Source organism: Candidatus Poribacteria bacterium (assembly GCA_016866785.1).
Classification (GTDB): Bacteria; Poribacteria; WGA-4E.
Window position 1 is genome coordinate 1 of record VGLH01000018.1, and the last position, 17,600, is coordinate 17,600.

18 protein-coding genes are annotated in these 17,600 nt (G+C 64.9%); 12 read left to right on the top strand and 6 right to left on the bottom strand.

Annotated elements, in window-relative coordinates; genetic code table 11:
• The first annotated feature begins 116 nt into the window (after positions 1 to 116).
• Genes FJZ36_04330 through FJZ36_04345 form a run of 4 tightly spaced genes read left to right on the top strand, consistent with a single transcriptional unit; the run spans position 117 to position 4,623 of the window.
• Complete coding sequence (locus tag FJZ36_04330) at positions 117 to 890, top strand: NAD(P)-dependent oxidoreductase (GenBank protein ID MBM3214123.1); 774 nt, start codon at positions 117 to 119, stop codon at positions 888 to 890.
• Complete coding sequence (locus FJZ36_04335) at positions 887 to 2,524, top strand: hypothetical protein (protein MBM3214124.1); 1,638 nt, start codon at positions 887 to 889, stop codon at positions 2,522 to 2,524. The genes FJZ36_04330 and FJZ36_04335 overlap by 4 nt, the downstream gene beginning before the upstream one ends.
• Entirely contained in the window at positions 2,521 to 3,825 is a 1,305-nt protein-coding gene (locus FJZ36_04340; protein ID MBM3214125.1) for a tetratricopeptide repeat protein, read from the top strand. The genes FJZ36_04335 and FJZ36_04340 overlap by 4 nt, the downstream gene beginning before the upstream one ends.
• A gap of 21 nt (positions 3,826 to 3,846) precedes the next feature.
• Positions 3,847 to 4,623: a peptidase M55 gene (locus FJZ36_04345; protein ID MBM3214126.1), complete on the top strand. Its 777-nt coding sequence runs from the start codon at positions 3,847 to 3,849 to the stop codon at positions 4,621 to 4,623.
• A 17-nt stretch (positions 4,624 to 4,640) separates the two neighbouring features.
• On the opposite strand, the gene FJZ36_04350 is transcribed toward FJZ36_04345, so the two are convergent.
• Genes FJZ36_04350 through FJZ36_04360 form a run of 3 tightly spaced genes read right to left on the bottom strand, consistent with a single transcriptional unit; the run spans position 4,641 to position 8,026 of the window.
• On the bottom strand, positions 4,641 to 5,615 hold the full coding sequence (locus FJZ36_04350; protein ID MBM3214127.1) for an aldo/keto reductase: 975 nt from the start codon (positions 5,613 to 5,615) through the stop codon (positions 4,641 to 4,643).
• A 43-nt stretch (positions 5,616 to 5,658) separates the two neighbouring features.
• Complete coding sequence (locus tag FJZ36_04355) at positions 5,659 to 6,765, bottom strand: hypothetical protein (protein ID MBM3214128.1); 1,107 nt, start codon at positions 6,763 to 6,765, stop codon at positions 5,659 to 5,661.
• Between the two features lie 10 nt (positions 6,766 to 6,775).
• On the bottom strand, positions 6,776 to 8,026 hold the full coding sequence (locus FJZ36_04360) for a DUF4139 domain-containing protein (protein MBM3214129.1): 1,251 nt from the start codon (positions 8,024 to 8,026) through the stop codon (positions 6,776 to 6,778).
• A gap of 152 nt (positions 8,027 to 8,178) precedes the next feature.
• Between FJZ36_04360 and def the strand changes: the two genes are divergently transcribed.
• The 8 genes from def to FJZ36_04400 all read left to right on the top strand — a co-directional run bounded on the left by def (position 8,179) and on the right by FJZ36_04400 (position 14,862).
• Positions 8,179 to 8,691 carry a peptide deformylase gene (gene def / locus FJZ36_04365; GenBank protein ID MBM3214130.1) on the top strand — a complete coding sequence of 171 codons (513 nt, stop codon included), beginning with the start codon at positions 8,179 to 8,181 and terminating at the stop codon, positions 8,689 to 8,691.
• Positions 8,692 to 8,700: 9 nt separating this feature from the next.
• Positions 8,701 to 9,567, top strand: a complete 867-nt coding sequence (gene larE / locus FJZ36_04370; GenBank protein MBM3214131.1) for an ATP-dependent sacrificial sulfur transferase LarE — start codon at positions 8,701 to 8,703, stop codon at positions 9,565 to 9,567.
• Between the two features lie 146 nt (positions 9,568 to 9,713).
• Positions 9,714 to 10,775, top strand: coding sequence for a sigma-70 family RNA polymerase sigma factor (locus tag FJZ36_04375; GenBank protein ID MBM3214132.1), 1,062 nt, complete (start codon positions 9,714 to 9,716; stop codon positions 10,773 to 10,775).
• 34 nt (positions 10,776 to 10,809) lie between these two features.
• A complete protein-coding gene (locus FJZ36_04380) occupies positions 10,810 to 11,433 on the top strand; it encodes a hypothetical protein (GenBank protein ID MBM3214133.1) in 624 nt (207 codons plus the stop codon).
• A complete protein-coding gene (locus FJZ36_04385) occupies positions 11,430 to 11,906 on the top strand; it encodes a tetratricopeptide repeat protein (GenBank protein MBM3214134.1) in 477 nt (158 codons plus the stop codon). The genes FJZ36_04380 and FJZ36_04385 overlap by 4 nt, the downstream gene beginning before the upstream one ends.
• A gap of 17 nt (positions 11,907 to 11,923) precedes the next feature.
• Entirely contained in the window at positions 11,924 to 12,985 is a 1,062-nt protein-coding gene (locus FJZ36_04390; protein ID MBM3214135.1) for a threonine aldolase, read from the top strand.
• A gap of 166 nt (positions 12,986 to 13,151) precedes the next feature.
• Positions 13,152 to 14,387 carry a tetratricopeptide repeat protein gene (locus FJZ36_04395; protein MBM3214136.1) on the top strand — a complete coding sequence of 412 codons (1,236 nt, stop codon included), beginning with the start codon at positions 13,152 to 13,154 and terminating at the stop codon, positions 14,385 to 14,387.
• 25 nt (positions 14,388 to 14,412) lie between these two features.
• A complete protein-coding gene (locus FJZ36_04400) occupies positions 14,413 to 14,862 on the top strand; it encodes a nucleoside-diphosphate kinase (GenBank protein ID MBM3214137.1) in 450 nt (149 codons plus the stop codon).
• A gap of 24 nt (positions 14,863 to 14,886) precedes the next feature.
• Here FJZ36_04400 and FJZ36_04405 read toward each other — a convergent pair whose 3' ends face one another.
• The 3 genes from FJZ36_04405 to FJZ36_04415 form a co-directional block, all read right to left on the bottom strand.
• Entirely contained in the window at positions 14,887 to 15,648 is a 762-nt protein-coding gene (locus tag FJZ36_04405; GenBank protein ID MBM3214138.1) for a hypothetical protein, read from the bottom strand.
• Positions 15,649 to 15,722: 74 nt separating this feature from the next.
• Positions 15,723 to 16,565 (bottom strand): NAD(P)-dependent oxidoreductase, encoded by an 843-nt coding sequence (locus tag FJZ36_04410; GenBank protein MBM3214139.1) that lies wholly within the window; start codon positions 16,563 to 16,565, stop codon positions 15,723 to 15,725.
• A 17-nt stretch (positions 16,566 to 16,582) separates the two neighbouring features.
• On the bottom strand, positions 16,583 to 17,569 hold the full coding sequence (locus tag FJZ36_04415; protein ID MBM3214140.1) for a polyprenyl synthetase family protein: 987 nt from the start codon (positions 17,567 to 17,569) through the stop codon (positions 16,583 to 16,585).
• Between the last annotated feature and the right edge of the window lie 31 nt (positions 17,570 to 17,600).

Below are 17,600 nucleotides of genomic sequence, written 5' to 3' on the forward strand. Positions count from 1 at the left end.
ACGAACCCGCTCGTCAGAAGGCGCAGAGAACCCGCGCGACTCGACCGTTTGCCGGAGTACGGGCGGTCTGTTAGCATGCGCCGATACCACTGAAATGACACGGATGGGGGCGCGGCTTGGCGGAGCATCGGCGCATTCTGGTGACTGGTTCGGCTGGCGCTCTGGGGAGGGCGGCGTCGGTGGCGCTGCTGCAGCGAGGGCACTGGGTCCGCGCCTTCGACCGCGTGGCGTCTCCACACGCGTCGGAGGTCCGCGTCGGCGACCTGACCGACAAAGACGCCGTGGAGCGCTCCGTCGAGGGAGTGGACACGGTCGTCCATCTCGGAGCGACGCCGGATGAAGCCGACTTCATCGCCGAGCTCCTGCCGAATAACATTGTCGGGCTCTACCGAGTCTGTGAGGCGGTGCGCGCCGAGGGCGTCCAACGACTCGTGTTGACCAGCTCGGGACAAGTTGCTTGGGGCAGTCCGAAGTACGGCGAGCAGGGATACGAGCCGATCGCCGTCGAAGACGGCATCGCTCCGGTGAACATGTACGGCATCACCAAAGTGCTCGCCGAGGCGATGGGAGAGATGTACTCCCGCTGCCACGGGCTTTCGGTCGTCGTTGTGCGACCCGGGTGGCTTCCTCGTGAACCGTGGCACGTGGCGGCGATGTCGCGAAGCCGCCAAGCGCAGGCGCAGTATTTCAGCCCCGGCGATGTGGGACGCTTCTTCGTCCGCGCCGTGGAGACGCCGGGCATCCGCATCGCCGTGGTAAACGCCACCAGCCGACCGAACGGGCCCGCCGTCTGGGATATCACGACAGCCAGAGAGCTATTGGGGTACGAACCCGAGGACACCTACCCACAAGGTTTGCCCTTTCCGCCACCGGAAGCATCCCAAGCATGATTGCGCCTCGGAGCCCTTGGCTGCTGCACGTGCTCGCGTGTGTCGCGGCAGCATGGCTTGCTCACGGGGCGCACGGCGAAGGGTCGCGCGCCTGGTGGGTGTTCCTGCGCTCCCCCTTGGATTCGAGTTCCATCGCGGCTGTGGAACGCACCGGCGCGACGATTCGGACCCGCAGCGAGTGGTTTCGGACGATCAGCGTCGAGGCGGATGACGCCTCTCTGCGCGCCCTCGAGCGGCTCCCGTTCGTAGAACGCGCGGAGCCGGTCGCGTCGTTCGTCCGAGCGCTGCCCGGGGCGGAACCGGCGTCGGCTCCGGCGTTGGCGCTGGAGGCGACCTCGTTCCAGCTCGCGTTTGTCGGCGCAGATCGGCTCCACGAGCGTGGGCTCACGGGCAAGGGCGTCCGTATCGGCGTGCTCGACACCGGCTTCGACACGTCGCACGTCGCTCTGCGGTCGGCGCGCATCGGCGGAACCTATGATGCGATTCACTCGGATGATGTCGTCCACGACGAGCCGGGACAGGACGACGCCTTCGAGGATTCGCACGGCACGCAGGTGTTGTCGATCTTGGCAGGGAAGGCTCGTGGAGAGTTCGACGGAGTGGCTCCCGACGCCGAGTACTTCCTGGCGAAGACGGAGGATGTGACCCGGAACGGTCGGACCTTCGAGTCAGTGATCGAAGAGGACTACTGGGTCGCCGGTCTCGAGTGGTGTGTGAAGAACGGCTGTCGAGTGGTCAACTCCTCGGTCGGATACCCGCTATTCTACGCGTTCAACCAGTTGGACGGGAAGACGTCGCTCGTGTCACGGGCGGCGAACGAGGCGGCGGCGCGGGGCACGCTCGTCGTCTGCGCCGCCGGGAACACGGATGGACTGCCGCCCCGGGACAACACGACTGCGGGGAGAGTCGGTCCGCCAGCGGATTCGCCTCACGTTCTCGCTGTCGGGAACGCGGCGCCGGATGGGACTGCGTCGCGCTTCTCGGCGCAGGGCCCCACGTTCGACGGGCGCATCAAGCCGGACGTGATGGCGCTGGGAACGCAGGTCGCGGTGGTGTCGGCGTTCGACGCCGTGTCCTATGCGCGCACAGCCGGAACCTCGGTGGCTTCGCCGTTCGCCACGGGCGTCGTCGCGCTGCTCCTGCAAGCGTTCCCGCTGGCGACGCCCGCCGAGGTGGCTGCCGCGATTCGGGCGACCGCATCGAATGCGGTCAAACCGAACAACCGGTCGGGATTCGGTGTTATTGATGCCGAGGCTGCCTGGAGCGCACTGGCGGATCGGCACGCGCCCACCGACGTCGACGCGGAGGCGGAGACCTTTCCCACGACGCTGGGGCATCTCAGGGCGACGTCACGGTACGGCTCGCTGGGAGCCCCATACCCGAATCCGGCGACCGACGTTGTCGCAGCGTCGATCACGATGGCGCGGGAAGCGGCAGTGCGTGTGTGCGTGTTCGACGGTCTCGGAAGACGAGTCTGCGTCCTCTCCGAGACGTCGCTCGGCGTCGGGCGGCACGCCATCCCGTGGCGAGGCGTCGATTTGGATGGGCTTCCGGTTCCCAGCGGCATCTACTTCGTCGTGTTGTCGCTACCCGATGCGCGTCTGGTTCGCAGAATCCTCTGGAGGGCGCGATGATCCATCGTCTAGTCGCCGCGTTCGCGTGCATCGTCATCATCGCGGGTTGCGGCGGCGATCCGGTCGAACGGGCATGGGCTCAGGCGAGGAGCGGCGATATCGACGGAGCTCGCGCAGCCCTCACATCCCTTGCGGCGATACGCCGCTGGACGTCGCGCGCCGAAGCGACGTTGGGCGAGCTCGAGTTGAGCCAGATGCGGGCGCAGGAGGCTGCGCACCATCTGTCGCGGGCTGCCGCAGCCGACCCGAACGACACGATGGCGCTCGCCCGGTACGGTGAGGCGTTGCTGCTCCTCGGTCAGGAGGTCGATGCGCTGGACGTGTTCGCCAAAGCGCTGTCGATCTCGCAGTCGGGTCCGCACGTGGTCTACATCGCGGGTCTCATCGGAGACGCTTACGAGACGACTCGGCTGACGAGCTCCGAGGTGGACAGCTACGCCCCGAGCTTTTCGCCAGACGGCACGAAGCTCGTCATGACACAGCACGCGGACGGCAGCGCGGAGCTGTTTCTGATGGACTTGGCATCGAAGCGGTCGGAACGCCTCACGGACATGCCGACGACCAACGAATACGGCGCGACGTTCTCTCCGGACGGGAAGAACCTGCTGTTCGGATCGACGCAGCATCGGACCGACGCGGCGATGATCAACTTGCAGGCGAGCGGCAGCACGCCCCGCAGCGAGATGATCTACACGATGGACCTGGCGACCCGGACGACCATCCCGCTGACCACCAGCCCCGCCGCCGTCGGGAATCCGGCGTTCACGCCAGACGGCAAGACCGTGCTGTTCGAGGCGACGGTCGATGGCAACATGGACATCTGGTCGATGGCTGCCGACGGCTCGCAACGCGAGCGGCTGACATCGGAGCCATCCGATGACGGTCACGCCGTCGTGTCTCCCGATGGCAGGCAGGCCGTCTACGTCCGAAGCCTGGATCGTGCGTTCGACCTGTTCGAAGTGAGGCTCGACGGATCGTCGTCTCGGCAGGTGACCTTCACCGAGGCGACCGAGTACGGGGGCGCGTTCCTACCGGACGGCAAGGAGTTTCTGTTCGTGCGGAACCAGGGTGCGGGCTACGAGCTGGCGCTGACGGACTGGCAGAGCGGGCACGTTCGACCGGTGTCGAGTCGATACGGCGACGTCATCCATCCAGCGGCCTCGCCGGACGGGAAGCGCGTCGCCTTCGCGAGCAACCGAAGGGACTACCTGGATATCTACCTGATGGACCTGACGAAGCCGATGTCGGGCCCCGCGCTGGAGCAGCGCATTCGCACCATGCTGGCTCAGATCGGTCGCTGAGCGAGCCGAAGGAGAGTTGATTTGAAGGCGTACATCCTGACGGACCTGGAAGGACCTGCTGGCGTCGCCAAGTGGGACCAGACGCGCGTCGACGCGTCGGAGATGAAGAGCGTTGCGATGCGCCTGCTGACGCGCGAGATCAACGCGTGCGTCGACGGCATCCTCGACTACGACGCGAAGGCGGAAATCGTCGTGCTCGACGGACACGGTTCCGGCGGAGTCGATCTGGAGCGGTTCCACCCGAAGGCGAAGCTCATCTTCGGCAAGGGGTTCAAGCCGCCGACGGGTCTGGACGACGCCTTCGACGCGCTCCTGTTCGTCGGGCAGCACGCGATGGCAGGCACGCCCGACGCCCCGCTGTGCCATACCTACTCGTCACTCACCGTCGAGTACTATCGGCTCAACGGCAAGCCCATCGGCGAGTTCGGCGCGCGCGCGGCGCTTGCGGGGCTCTATGACGTGCCGACCATCTTCCTGGCTGGCGATGACAAGGCGTGTGAAGAGGCGCACGCGCTGGTTCCGGGGATCGTGACTGTGGCGACGAAGGTCGGCATGGGGATCGAGCTCGCGCAGCACCTGTCGCCGAAGAAGGCTCGGAGGGCGATCCGCAAGGCGACGCGTGAGGCGTGTCAACGGGCGAAGAGCATCGAGCCCGTGCGGATCGATCCGCCCTACGAGCTGGAAATCCGAGTCTACGAAGGCAAGAGCGTGGAAGGACAGGTTCGGCGCGGAGCGGAGCAGATCGACGAACGGACGTGCATCTACCGGACGAACGATCTGCTCTCGCTCCCGATCTGACCACGCGGCGGATTCCGCTACACCGTGCTGAAGATCGGCTTCAGTCCGGCGGCGAGCTCCTTGAGCTCGGAATCCTCCTGCGTCGTCAGGGGCTTGAAGCGCTCCGCCAAGTCGCATGCCAGGCGGAACAGAGACTCCTCGCCCGGCGGAATGGCAGCCGTGATCGGCTGGCTCAACGTGAACCGGAGTCCGAGCTCCGCCTCGCGCGGATCCGTCAGGGGCTGGTACCAGCACTTGCCGTACTTCTGGCGCAGCGGGTCATCCTCGGGCCACTGCTGTCGCGCCAGTGCCTTGAGCGCCAACCGTGCGACGCCTTTGGACTTCGCCTTCTCCATGATCTGATGCCCGAACTCGCCCTTGTGCCAGTTCGCGAAGTTCACTGGGAAGAGAACCGAGTCGAAGTCGAAGCGATCCATCGCCGCCGTCGCCGCTTCGATGGAGTGCGCTGAGAACCCCAGATAGCGAATGGCTCCCTCCTGGCGCTTCTCGATGAGGAAGTCCATCACGCCGCCGGACAGGAACACCTTATCGACGTCGTTCTGCACGTTGGTGATGCCGTGCAGTTGGTATAGATCGAAGTGGTCGGTGCGCAGGCGCTCGAGCGAACGCGCGAACTCCGCCTCGGCGCCGGGACGCTCACGCTGACCGGTCTTGCAGGCGAGGAAGATGCGGTCCCGGAACGGCTCGATGGCGGGCCCGAGCTTCTCCTCCGCGTTGCCGTAGCTGGGAGCCACATCGAAGTAGTTGATGCCCCGCTCGACGGATTCCGCGACGACGCGGTTGGCGTGATCCTGCTCGGCGTTCATGACGACGATGCCGCCGAACCCGATGATCGACAACATCTCACCGGTCTTGCCGTACTCGCGCTTGGGGAACCCGGACGCCTTGTCCGGCGCGTTCATGGAGTCTCCTTTTCCAGCAGGTGCAGTGGCGTCGATCGCCAGGGCGGCTGTGGACACCGCCGCGGTTTTGAGAAAGTCCCTGCGTTTCATACCATCCTCCTCCGCTCTGACTGTCACCCTATCTTAGCACGGCTTAGCGTTCTAGCGCCCATCCCTGCTGTCGGTTTGTACCCCTGAAGTCGAGTTTCACCGACTCGGTTCCCGAAGCGGCGACGCGGAGCGAGACCTCTGACGTCGCGGCGTCCCTGCGCGTCAGCAGCGTGAGTGGCGCGTCCGTCGTCCACTCGCCGTTCGGTCGCAGCGTCAGTCGGACCTCTGCCGGTTCCTTTTTGCGGTTGATGACCTCCAACGCCAGCGATTCCAACGTGTCGAAGAGCACGATCGCCCCGGCGCGGTTCCGACGGATATCGGTCCGGTCGCGTTGGTCGAAGCGCGACTTCACCTCGATGTCTTGTGCCTTGCCGACACCGAGCTCGATCTCCTTGCCCGCAGGCGTCAGGGGCAGCGCCGCTTCACCGATGAGCTCCAGTTGGTGACTTTCGCTCTCCCGGACGATCCGCACCTTTCCGGACGGAAGGGCAGAGCCATTGCCCAGTCGGAGACCATACCGCGCCGTGACGGTGGGCGATTCGACGAGCGGATCGGAGACGACATAGGTCTTGGCGATTGGCACGTCTGCGTAGGACGCCGCGGGCACTTCGACACGTTCACCTCGTCGCACCGTCAAGCGAGCCTTCGTACCGAGCGGAAGCATCCACTCGGCGTTCTCATAGTCCTCGCCCGTGTCGTTGGCGATGAGTAGCGATGCTCGGAAAGAGAGCGTCCGTTCGTCCTTGGACACCACGGCGATGTAGCGCGCCTGCGCCGAGATGCCGCCGACTCGATAGGTCAGCTCGATCGGCAGCTCGCCTGCGGTCTCGCTGTCGGCTTCGACGACCAGTGTTTGTGGGGCAGACGGTGGAACCGTGAGCGCGAAAACACTGAACTCGTCGGTTCGGTCGGCTGCGTCCAGATGGACCGTCCTCGTGTCGACCTGCATGTTCGCGAACGATATCTCGATGCGGTTCCGTCCTGGGGAGATGGTGATGGCGCGCACTTCACGCACGAAGGCGATGCCGGAGGCGTCGGCGGAGATCGTCAACGATTGGCGCTGCGGGACCGGCGTCAGCTCGACGCGGGCGGACGCGCCCCACGAGACGACGCACAACAGGATGCCCAGCGGGATGGTTGCGTGTCGCATGCGTCGGCTCCTAGTCTGCCATCTGGCGGATGCGGTAGTTGATCTGGCGCGACGTGGTCGGCTCGACGCGGACGCGGAACTCGATCTCTCTCACGCCCTTGCGTTCGTGCGACGTGTCGGTATCGAGCAACTCCCATCGACCCGAAATGGTCTCCGGGATCAGGAGATCGATCGGGCGACTCCCGTGGTTCGTCACGTCGAAGCGGAACGCGGTCTCAATGTCTGCCGCGGCAAGGTCGCCTGACTCGGTGAACCGGAAGTTCGTCCGACGCCATTCCTGGATGGTTCGCTCGACGACGATGTCCTTATCGGGCCCGACATCCAGCCGGATCTCCTTCCCAATCGGTATGTAGTCCATCTGAGCAGACCCCACGAAGGAGACCGTACCGTCACTGGTCCGGCGGAGTACCGTCACGGGACCTGCGGGAAGTGGACTGTCGCCCACCTTGTGCTTGGCGTCGTTGATGAAGGTGTATTCAGCGCGAACCTCTCCGCCGTTCCAACGATGGACGAGCCGGACCGGGACGCCAGCAGCGCTCAACGCGGGCAGCGCGCTCGTGCCGCCATTCTTGATATCGGCGGGTTGTGTCAGCGAAAAGACGTGGTGCTCGCCGAGATCCTCGGCGGCAAGTGCGATACCTGCGGATCGGTCGGCTTTGCGGAGCTGACGTCCTGCATACGGAGCAGCCTTGGTTGCGTCCGCCAACGCCTCCGGACGCGCCTCGGGGACCGTCTGCAGCACGCCGACAACAAGCCGAATCTCCGCCCCCTCGAAGTCCTCGCCGCTCGCGTTGGTCACGGAGAACCAACTGACGAGCCGCGTTTGAGAGTCGTCGTCACTCACCCACGCCATGTAGTGGGTTGACCAGCCAAAGCCGGACGCGTAGAACGCGACCTCCATATCTGCCTCGCGATCGGCGTCGGCGTGAACGTCCCACTGGATCGCGTTCTGCTGCCCGCTCGGGAAAGTCGCGCTGCCTACGCTCACGCCCGTAACGCCCGGCGCAGGACGCAGGAGCAGACTGAATCGGTCGATCTCAGAACCGGACCATCGGAACTGCACGGTGTTGGAGCCCTTGTGGAGTCGGACGGATCGGCTCTGCGTCACCAGAGCGATGCCGGCACCGTAGATATCGATGCCGACGCGTCCCGGCTTTGGAAGCGTCGTTAACTGGACCTGCGAAACGGACGTCGACGCGACCAGAGCGATCGCTGCGGTCGCAGCGATGACGCTCCAGCGGCGGGGTCTGCATGTTCTCATGGGCGTTCTCCATGGTTCCAGGAAGGGAGCTTCGGGTCAGCTAGCAAGTGTCGTGCCATCAAGTGCGTGTTTCTTGACCAATCGCCTCGGATCGTGGTAGAATGAACGGAGTGTTTGCGCCGACCGGGCGCATCGTGTGGTCATGCAAAGGCATGGATGTGCTGACGGTTCGGTTGTACGGCGATCCGGTGCTCCGAGAGAAGGCGAAGCCGATCATCTTTGTGACGGACGAAATCCGCGCCCTGGCGCGGGAGATGCTCGTCACGATGTACCGTGAGAAGGGCGTGGGTCTCGCCGCCCCGCAGGTCGGGGTACTCAAGCGGCTCATCGTCGTCGATCCCGAACCGAGCGAAGGCGAACGGCAACCGGTCGTGCTGATCGACCCGGTGATCGTCGGCAGCAGGGGCAGGATCGTGGACGAGGAGGGCTGCCTCAGCTTTCCCGACGTGTACGCCGACGTCGCGCGCGCCGTGGAGGTCGACGTCGAGCATCTCGACCCCGAAGGCGAGAGCGCGATTTTGCACGCGGACGGTTGGCTGGCGCGCGTCATTCAGCACGAGATCGACCACCTCGATGGCGTTCTGTTCATTGACCACCTGAGTCGAATGCAGCGGCAGGTGCTCCGAACTCAACTCCGCAAGGTAACCCTGAGCCGCCCATCATAGGAACGAGCGATGTCTCTGCCTGACGAGATCGCCCAGAAGCACGCGTTGGCGTCCGCGCGGCTGCGCGAGCTCGGAGAAGTCATCGTCGCTTTCTCAGGCGGCGTCGATAGCACGCTGCTTGCGAAGCTGGCGTATGACGCGCTTGGCGAATGCGCCCTTGCCGTCATCGCCGTCTCCGAATCGTTGCCGAAGCGGGAGCTCCGGGAAGCCATCGAGCTCGCCGATGGGATCGGTATTCGCCTGGCGCAAGTCCGATCCGAGGAGTTGGAGGACGAGCGCTATGCCAGCAACCCCGTGAACCGATGCTACTTCTGCAAGTCCGAGCTCTTCACCCAACTCGAATCGGTCATGCGTGAGACCGGCATCCGCAGCATCGTCTACGGTGCGAACGCGGATGACACGGGCGACTACCGTCCCGGCATGGACGCCGCCAAGGAGTACGGTGTCCACGCCCCGCTGCTGGATGCCGGCATGACCAAGGACGACATCCGCGTTCTCTCTCGCGACCTGGGATTGCGGACTTGGGACAAGCCCGCATTCGCCTGTCTTTCGTCGCGGTTCCCCCATGGAACGCCGATCTCCGCGCAGAAGCTGACCCAGGTGGACGAGGCGGAAGAGTGTCTGTTCGATCTCGGGTTCCGCCAGTTCCGAGTGCGACATCACGAGGACATCGCGCGAATCGAGGTGCCCGTCGAGGAGATGCCGCATTTCCTCGACGACGGCGTTCGCGAACGGGTCGTGGCGAGGTTCCGCGAGCTGGGATATCGGTTCGTGTCCCTCGACCTGGCGGGCTACCGGTCCGGGAGTCTGAACGCGGAGCTGCTGTCGCTGACGCCCATGCCCTCGGCACGAGGTTCCGTCGAGCGACAAGGCTGACCAGCAGAGGATTGGTCGCAGCAGCCGACTGTCGGACGCCGCATGTGAACGCGCGGCGTCGATTCGTCGTTCATCTAGAATGTCGCTGGCTGCCACGACACGGTGAGGTGCGGGCAATACCTTCGGTACCCGGATAGGAGACTCCTATGCCCTCGAAGCGGTCATCGTCGCCTCGCGATGCAGGGACGCCAGTTCGCCGCGTCGCCGCGTCCTCGATCCCGACGATCGGTCGCACGGATAGGGCTCCTGCGAGAGGCGACCGAGCCGGGATGGCGCGGGTCGGCGCGTCGTCCGGAGCCTCCCGCAAAGTCCGCAAGCCCGCGGGACCGCCGGAAGTCGCGAGCGACGCGCTCCGCATGTGGATGCGTGACATCACCAAGACGCGACTGCTGACGCAGGCAGAAGAGGTCGCGCTCGCCAAGCGAATCGAGGCGGGCGACAACGACGCCCGCGAGATGCTGGTTCGCTCGAATCTCCGTCTGGTCGTCAGTGTCGCGCTCAAGTACCGCGGTCACAACGTCCCCGTGTCCGATCTGATCCAGGAAGGCAACATCGGCTTGATGCGCGCCGTCGAGAAGTTCGACTATCGGCGCGGCTTCAAGTTCAGCACGTACGCGATTTGGTGGATCCGCCAGGCGGTCATGCGGGCGCTGGACAACTACGCTCGGGTCATCCGCCTGCCCAGCTACGTCGTCGCCAAGATCAGCAAGTTCGATGATGCCGCAGGGCGTCTGCGACAGGAGCTCGAGCGCGATCCGACGACGCAAGAGATCGCCGACATGCTGGATGTGCCCGAGGCGCGCGTGCGCGAGATTCTGACCTTGTCCTGCGATCCGCTGTCCCTCGAGATGCCGCTCGGAGAGGAGCGCGAGACATCTCTGCTCCGCGACTTCATCGAGGACCCCGCCGGCGAGTCCCATCGCGAGGTCCTTTCGGACGCCATCATGGAGCAGGAGATCGAAGGGCTGCTCGACAAGCTGCCGACGCGCGAGCAGGAAGTGCTGCGTCTGCGGTTCGGTCTGGACGACGGTCAGGAGCGCACGCTTCGCGAGATCGGTCTCCAGTTCGGCGTGACCCGCGAGCGGATCCGCCAGATCGAGGCGGACGCCCTGCGACACCTACGACAGTGGAGCCAGTTCCGCGACACGGCTCCGTCCGACGAGATCGCTGCTGGCGCCGAACTGCCCGCGACTGCCGTGAGCGGTTAGTCGGCGGCGGTCGCTCGAGCAGATGGAGAGACGCTTGGGTCCCCACACGTGGGCTCGTCGCGAATGGATCCTGGCGGCGGGCTCGGTGCTCTGGTACGGGATGATCGTGTCCGTCAGCCAGAGCGCTGACGGGGGCAGACCCAGCCTTCCCTCCGACCTTCTGTGCGGCATCGGCGCCGCGTTCCCCACCGTCAGCCTACCGACACGTCCGGCGCGTCATACCCCGTCCATTGCCGAGGCGAGAGCCCGTCTAGAGCGCACGCTCCTGATTCTCGCGCTCTTGCTGCCACTGTGGTCCACAGCTTCCTGGGGAGCGTCTTGGCGCGGCTTGGTCTGGCTCGCGACAGTCGCCACGTCGGCGGGCGTGATGTGGTCGGGCATTTCGGCGGTTCTGAGGACGCCGCTCACATGCCTCGGAGCCGTCGCCAGCCTGTGGATCGCGCGATGGGTTCCGCCGATGGGAGCTGGGGACGGACTCGGAGTCGCCTCCGAGGTTGCGCGGATGGCAAGCCCGGTCTACGCTAGTCGCGCCACCGGCTGGGGGCGTCCGGGGGCGTGCATCGCCTATGTCGTTGTCGGCCTGGTGTGTTTGATTGTGTGCGCCAGACGCGATGACTCGCTTGACTCCCACCGACTCGAAGGAGACTGTGCGATATGACCGAAGAGAACGATGCTGTGGACGCGGCTGAAGCGCCGGAACCGAAGCCAGAACCGAAGGGAAAGTCCGCATCGCGGTCGTCGAAGAAGGCGGCGGAACCGAGCACCGGGTCCGCCGCTGCCGGTGAGGGTCCGGAACCCGCGAAGAAGCCGGCATCGAGGAAGTCGGTGAAGAGCTCGGCGATCCTCGAATCGGAACCACCGTCCGGGTTCGAAGCCTACCATCGCGGAGACTACGAGGATGCGGCCTCGCTGCTCAAGGCTCTTGCCGAAGATGAGTCGGTCGAGGAAGGGCTTCGCGCGCGGGCTGCCTACCGGTCGGCAGAGGCGTTGATCCAGCTTCAGCGTTCTCAGGAAGCGATCGCGGCGTTGCGGTCGCTCGCGGATCGGTTCCCCCTGCAACCCCTTTCCAGCGCAGGACAACGGCGCGCCGACGCCGTCGAGAAGCATCTCGCCACGTTGGTCGACGGATAGTCGGAGACGGAGCCCCCATGCGACGCGTCGATCTGCGGAGCGATACGATCACTCGACCGACGGCGGACATGCGACGAGCGATGGCGAACGCCGTCGTGGGAGACGACTGCTACGGCGAGGACCCGACCGTCGCCGAACTGGAGCGTTACGGCGCGGAGTTGATGGGCAAAGAGGCGGCGGTATTCGTCGCCAGCGGAACCATGGGCAACGCCTGCGCTCTGATGGCGCACACGCGTCCGGGCGATGCCGCCCTACTCGATGCCGAGTGCCATATCTACGTCTACGAACAGGGCGGCCTGGCTGCGCTCTGCGGCTTGCTGCCGGTGTTCTGGGATGCACTCAACGGGTGCCCATCGCCCGAAATCGTGCAGTCGATGATCGACCGGAACCCGCGCCAGTACCCTCCGCTCGGCGTCATCTGCCTGGAAAACACGCACAACCGCCGAGGCGGACGAGTGATTCGACCCGACGAGATGGCGGCTGTCCGTGCCGTCGCGCAGCACGCCGGTGTGCCTCTGCACCTCGACGGGGCGAGGATATTCAATGCCGCGACGGCATTGAGTATCTCCCCGCGCGAGATCGCCGATCAGGTCGATACGGTGCAGTTCTGCCTGTCGAAGGGCTTGTGCGCTCCCGTCGGCTCGCTTCTTGCAGGTTCCCATGGGTTCGTGGAGCGGGCTCGTCGTGCCCGCAAGCGGCTCGGAGGATCGATGCGGCAGTCCGGCGTCATCGCTGCGGCGGGCTTGGTCGCGCTCCGCGACATGCCCTCGCGCTTGTCGGAGGACCATGCCAACGCGCGGATGCTAGCGCAGGCGCTGAGCAAGCTCGATCCGCTCGGAGTCGATCCCGACGAGTTCCCGACGAACATCGTCATCCTCCGAACCGACGCGCTCGGGATCACGGCTCACGAGTTGGCGTCGATGCTGGCGAAAGAGGGCGTGCTCATCACGGTCTACGGGCCCAAGATGGCGCGGTTCGTGACGAACCACGACGCGAGCACGGAGGATGTCGAGTACGCCGCTGAAGTCGCGGTTCGCGTCTGTGGGGACTTGTTGCAGAGATCGCCCAACAGCGGCTGAGTGGTTCGTTTCGTAGATCGGTTACGATACGTAGGGGCGACCCGACGGGTCGCCCTCGTCGTGAAACGAGGCAACGCACCGCGTCGCCCCTACTCCACGTCGTCCGTTGATTGGACAGATTTCTACGAAACAGGCCACTGAGGCTGCCTACACTAAGGAGCATGGCGTGAACCGACTCCTTCCGTATGCGTCCGTCGTGCTGATCGTCGTTGCCTTCTTCGCGGGTAGGCTGACCTCGAGTCCGGGCTCGAAAGCGAGTGGCGATTACTACGCGACGGCGGCTGAGCTCTATCAGCAGGCTGCCGACCTCGACTCGCCCCCTGCCGATGCGACGGACCTCGAACGCTGGCAGAAGGTCCTCGCCGCCTATCGCGTCGTGTTCGACGAATACCCGGACAGTCCGTATGCCGATGACGCGCTCTTCGCCATCGCCTCGCGAGTCGATATGCAGGACCAGGCGGACACCGGGTTCGCGCTCTACAGACGCCTCCTCAACAACTACCCCGACAGCGAGCACGCGCCCGACGCGCTGAATGCCATCGGGGTGGCGCACTTCCAGCGCGAGACCTACGACCGCGCGGCGGTCCTGTTCCAGCAGCTCATCGACCAGTATCCGTCGAGCCCGCTGCGCGAGACGGCGACGCTCAATCTGGCGATCTGCCAGTACAAGCGCGGCAGTTACGATGAGGCGCTGACGCAGCTCGTCCGGTTCTCCGAGGAGTTCCCGGCGAGCGAGCACATCGCGGCTCCCATCTTCTATACGGGCATGGTGCTGTTCGACAAGCAGGACTATGACAACGCGCGCGTACGGTTCCAGAACATCGTCGATCTCGCCGACCCCGAGTACGCTCCCGCGGCGCAGTTCAACATCGGGCAGACCTACTTCGATCAGCGCAAGTACGACGAGGCGATTGCCGCTTATCGCCGCGCGATCACCGCTTACGCCGATAGCGAGTACGCTCAGGAGGCGAACTTCCGAATCGGGTGGGCTTTGGAGCGGCAGACGAAGTACGCGGAAGCGGTTCGCGAACTGAAAGCCGCCATCGAGAAGTATTCGACCAGCAAGAACGCCCCGGCAGCGCAGATATTCGTCGCGCAGATCTACGCCGAGGGTCTCAAGGACACCGGCAACGCCGTGGCAGCGTACCGCGCCATTGTGGACGGAACCGTCAACGTCGAGGCGATTGAGACGGATGCCCGGTCTGCCTATGATATCCGCCGCGACGCGCAGTACCGAATCGGCAAACTCTACGAGACGAAGGGCGATACACCCAACGCCATCACCGAATACGAGAAGCTGCTGAAGGACTTCCCGGAACCCCACTCGGTCGCCAACCATCGATCCAATGAGATCGACGAAGCCTACATCGTCGACATGAAGGCTGGGGCGACGCGGAACTAGTCATCCCATCTTCGAGGGAGAGGACTTGGAAAGAACGCTTGTCCTGTTCAAGCCGGACGCCGTCCAGCGCGGGCTCGTGGGTCGCATCCTGTCGCGGTTCGAAGACAAGGGAATCAAGATCGTCGGGCTGAAGATGCTGCAGGCATCTGACGAACTGGCGCGCCGTCACTACGCCGAGCACGCGGGGAGGGAGTACTACGAGCCGCTCATCGGCTTTTTCACGTCGTCACCCATCGTCGCCGTGGCGCTCGAGGGGACGAACGTGATCCGTCGAGTTCGGTCGATGGTCGGCTCTACTCAGCCGGACGCCTCGGAGCCCGGTACGATCCGCGGCGATTTCAGCTCTCACGCTCCCATGAACCTGATCCACGCCTCGGACGCTCCCGAGACGGCGGTTCGTGAGATGGCGCTCTTCTTCGACGACGCGGAGTTGTCGGACTACACGCGGTGTGACGCGCCGTGGATCGGTCTGTAATCGGTCTGTAGAGGCGGGCGGAACCTAAGCGGAACCTGAATCGTCGCCGGGAGGGAGCGGCGTCGAGCCGCCAGGAGCGAGCGCCTTCGCCTGCTCGACGCGCTGAAGGAACTTCGCACGTGCCTGCCCTGTCCGAGCGCGCAGTCGATAGGCTTGCAGCTTGTCTTCGAGCGACTTCCCACGCATCTCCTCGGTCATCATCGCCTGCGCGTGCAGCCTACCCATCGAGTCCCGGAGCTCGTTCAGCGACTGCTGGTCCGAATCGATCGACATGCCACTGAGCTGACGGTTCAACTGAATCGTCATCTTGTCGGCAGCCGCCTGAGCGATCGCGTTGTCCTTCTCCGCCTCGAGCTCTTTGATCCTGCCCTGGAACTGAACCAGCTTGTTCTGGTACTCCTCGATCCGGGCGTTGGCGGCGTCGCGGCTTTCCGTGAGCTGAGCGATCCGCTGCGTTAGCGCATCCTCTTGCTGCTGCAGGGCTTCGCCGATGGTGAGGGCTTCTTCGGCGGTGGCGCGGTCGTCGGATTGCGCGTCTCGCACAGCCTGGTCTAGCATCGCTATGACATCGTCGAGCTCGCGGCGGTTGTCTTCGATGTCCTTGTTCAGCTTGTTCCGATTATAGACCAGTCCTGAGACAGCCTCCTCCATCTTCCGATATTTATCCTTCTCGCGGCGTAACGCCTGCTCGTAGACGACCTTCGGCTGGGTCGCTTCGAGGGCGCTCTGCTGGCTGTGGAGCCATCCCGTCATGAAGTTCCAGAAACGCGAGAAGATGTTCGCCATCTCACTCCCTCCGGCGACACCGCGCCGTCCCTGGTTCGATCCTAGCACCTCGAATCCGGCGGGTCAACGCTCCACTAGAAGCGAGGTTCGTATCCCAGCACGCGCATCAGACGCCTCGACGATCCAGCGCTGCCCCATGTCGATGGGAACCCCTCACGCAGTTCGATGCCCTTTGGGAACGCAGCCTCGATGATGGCGTGCGTCTGCTCTTCGGACTCACGGGAACCGTCGGCGTTGTAGCGCCATCGCGATGAGACCGAGAACGCATGACATCCTTCGAGGGTGCTCTCGACCGCCAAGCGAAACGCCTGCGCCGCGTCGAGCGGATGGAGCGTCGCGAAGACGACCGTCGGATGGTGCAGGATGCCGAGACCTTGCCTCTCCGCGTCGCGCACGTTCCAAAGCCGCATGGCGATGGCGGCGTCGAGGAATCCGTGATGATAGAACATCCTCGCGGTCTGTTCATTCACGGCTTTGGACAGGGAGTAGGGTTCGTCCGCATCGACCGTCGCGTCTTCGTCGAACGGGAGGTACTTCGGCGCGGGGCGGTACTTCCAGTTGCACACGCCGCCGATGACGCACGCGCTCGACGCGTAGACGATCCGGCGCACGTTGTGGCGAGCCATCGCCTCCAGGACGGCGTACGTGCCCCCGATGTTCACGTCGATGATGGCGGGCCAGTCCTCGCGGGGTCGGGGAGCCGGGATCGCCGCCAGATGGCAGACGACGTCGACGCCTTCGACCGCCGATTCGAGCGCCGAGAGGTCGCGCAGGTCGCCCATGATCCACTCGACGCCAGGGATGCCCGCCTGTCGTTGGTCGAACCCACGCACCGAGTGGTCTCGGCTCAGAAGCTCCCGAGCGACGTACGCGCCGACGAACCCGCCGGCTCCTGTCAATAGGACCCGCACGGCGATTCACTCCTTCGCGGATGCTAGAAGTCGCGTTCGATGAGGAAATCGATCAGGTCGTGGAGCGCGTCGCGCGCAGGCGTGTCGGGCAGGACGTCGAGGGCTCGATGCGCGCCGGACGACATCTCGCGCGCCGTCGAGAACGCGTCCTCGGCGCCGCCGTACCGCAGGACGAGGTCCGATATCCACGCGATCTCGTCCGCGTCGCGCGTTTCCTGCATGTAGAGCCGCTTCAGGCGCTCCCGCTCCGATGGCTCGCAGCGGTCTCGCACGCGCATGATCGGCAGCGTGATCTTGCCTTCCCGGATGTCGTTCCGGGTGGGCTTGCCGAACTTCGACGGCTGACCCACGACATCGAGGACGTCGTCCACGATCTGGAACGCGGTTCCCACGATACTGCCGTATCGGTGGAGCGCCTCGAACTGCGCCGGAGTCGCGGAGCCGAGCTCCGATCCGACGTCGCAGCAGGCGGCGATGAGCCCGGAGGTCTTCAGGTCGATAATCCGGTAGTAGTCGTCCAGATCGAGGTCGAAGTCGCCCGACTTGTACGCCCCGATGACTTCGCCCTCGCACATCGCCTGGGTCGCGTTGGCGACGGTCTTGAGCACCCGATCCGTGCATCGACATGCGACGAGGATCGACAGCACGCGGGAGTGCATGTAATCGCCGACGAGAACGGCGACCTTGTTGCCGAACTTCGCGTTCAGCGTCTCACGGTTGCGCCTCAATCCGGCGTCGTCGATCACGTCGTCGTGGACCAGCGAGCCGACGTGGATCAGCTCCATCGCGGCGGCGAGGTCGAACATGTCGTCGGCGTCGTACCCCAGGCTTCGTGCCGCCAGGATCACCAGCGCTGGGCGAAGGCGCTTCCCTCCTCCCGAGATGACGTGCTGCACCGCCAGGTCGACGAACTCGTAAGAGCTCGCCGTGCGCAGGAGCAGAACCTGCTCGACACGAGCGAGGTCTGACGCGAGATATGCATCCAGCGGTCGGGTGTTCATCGCAATCATCCGCTCACGCGTATGGCGGTACCGAGGATAC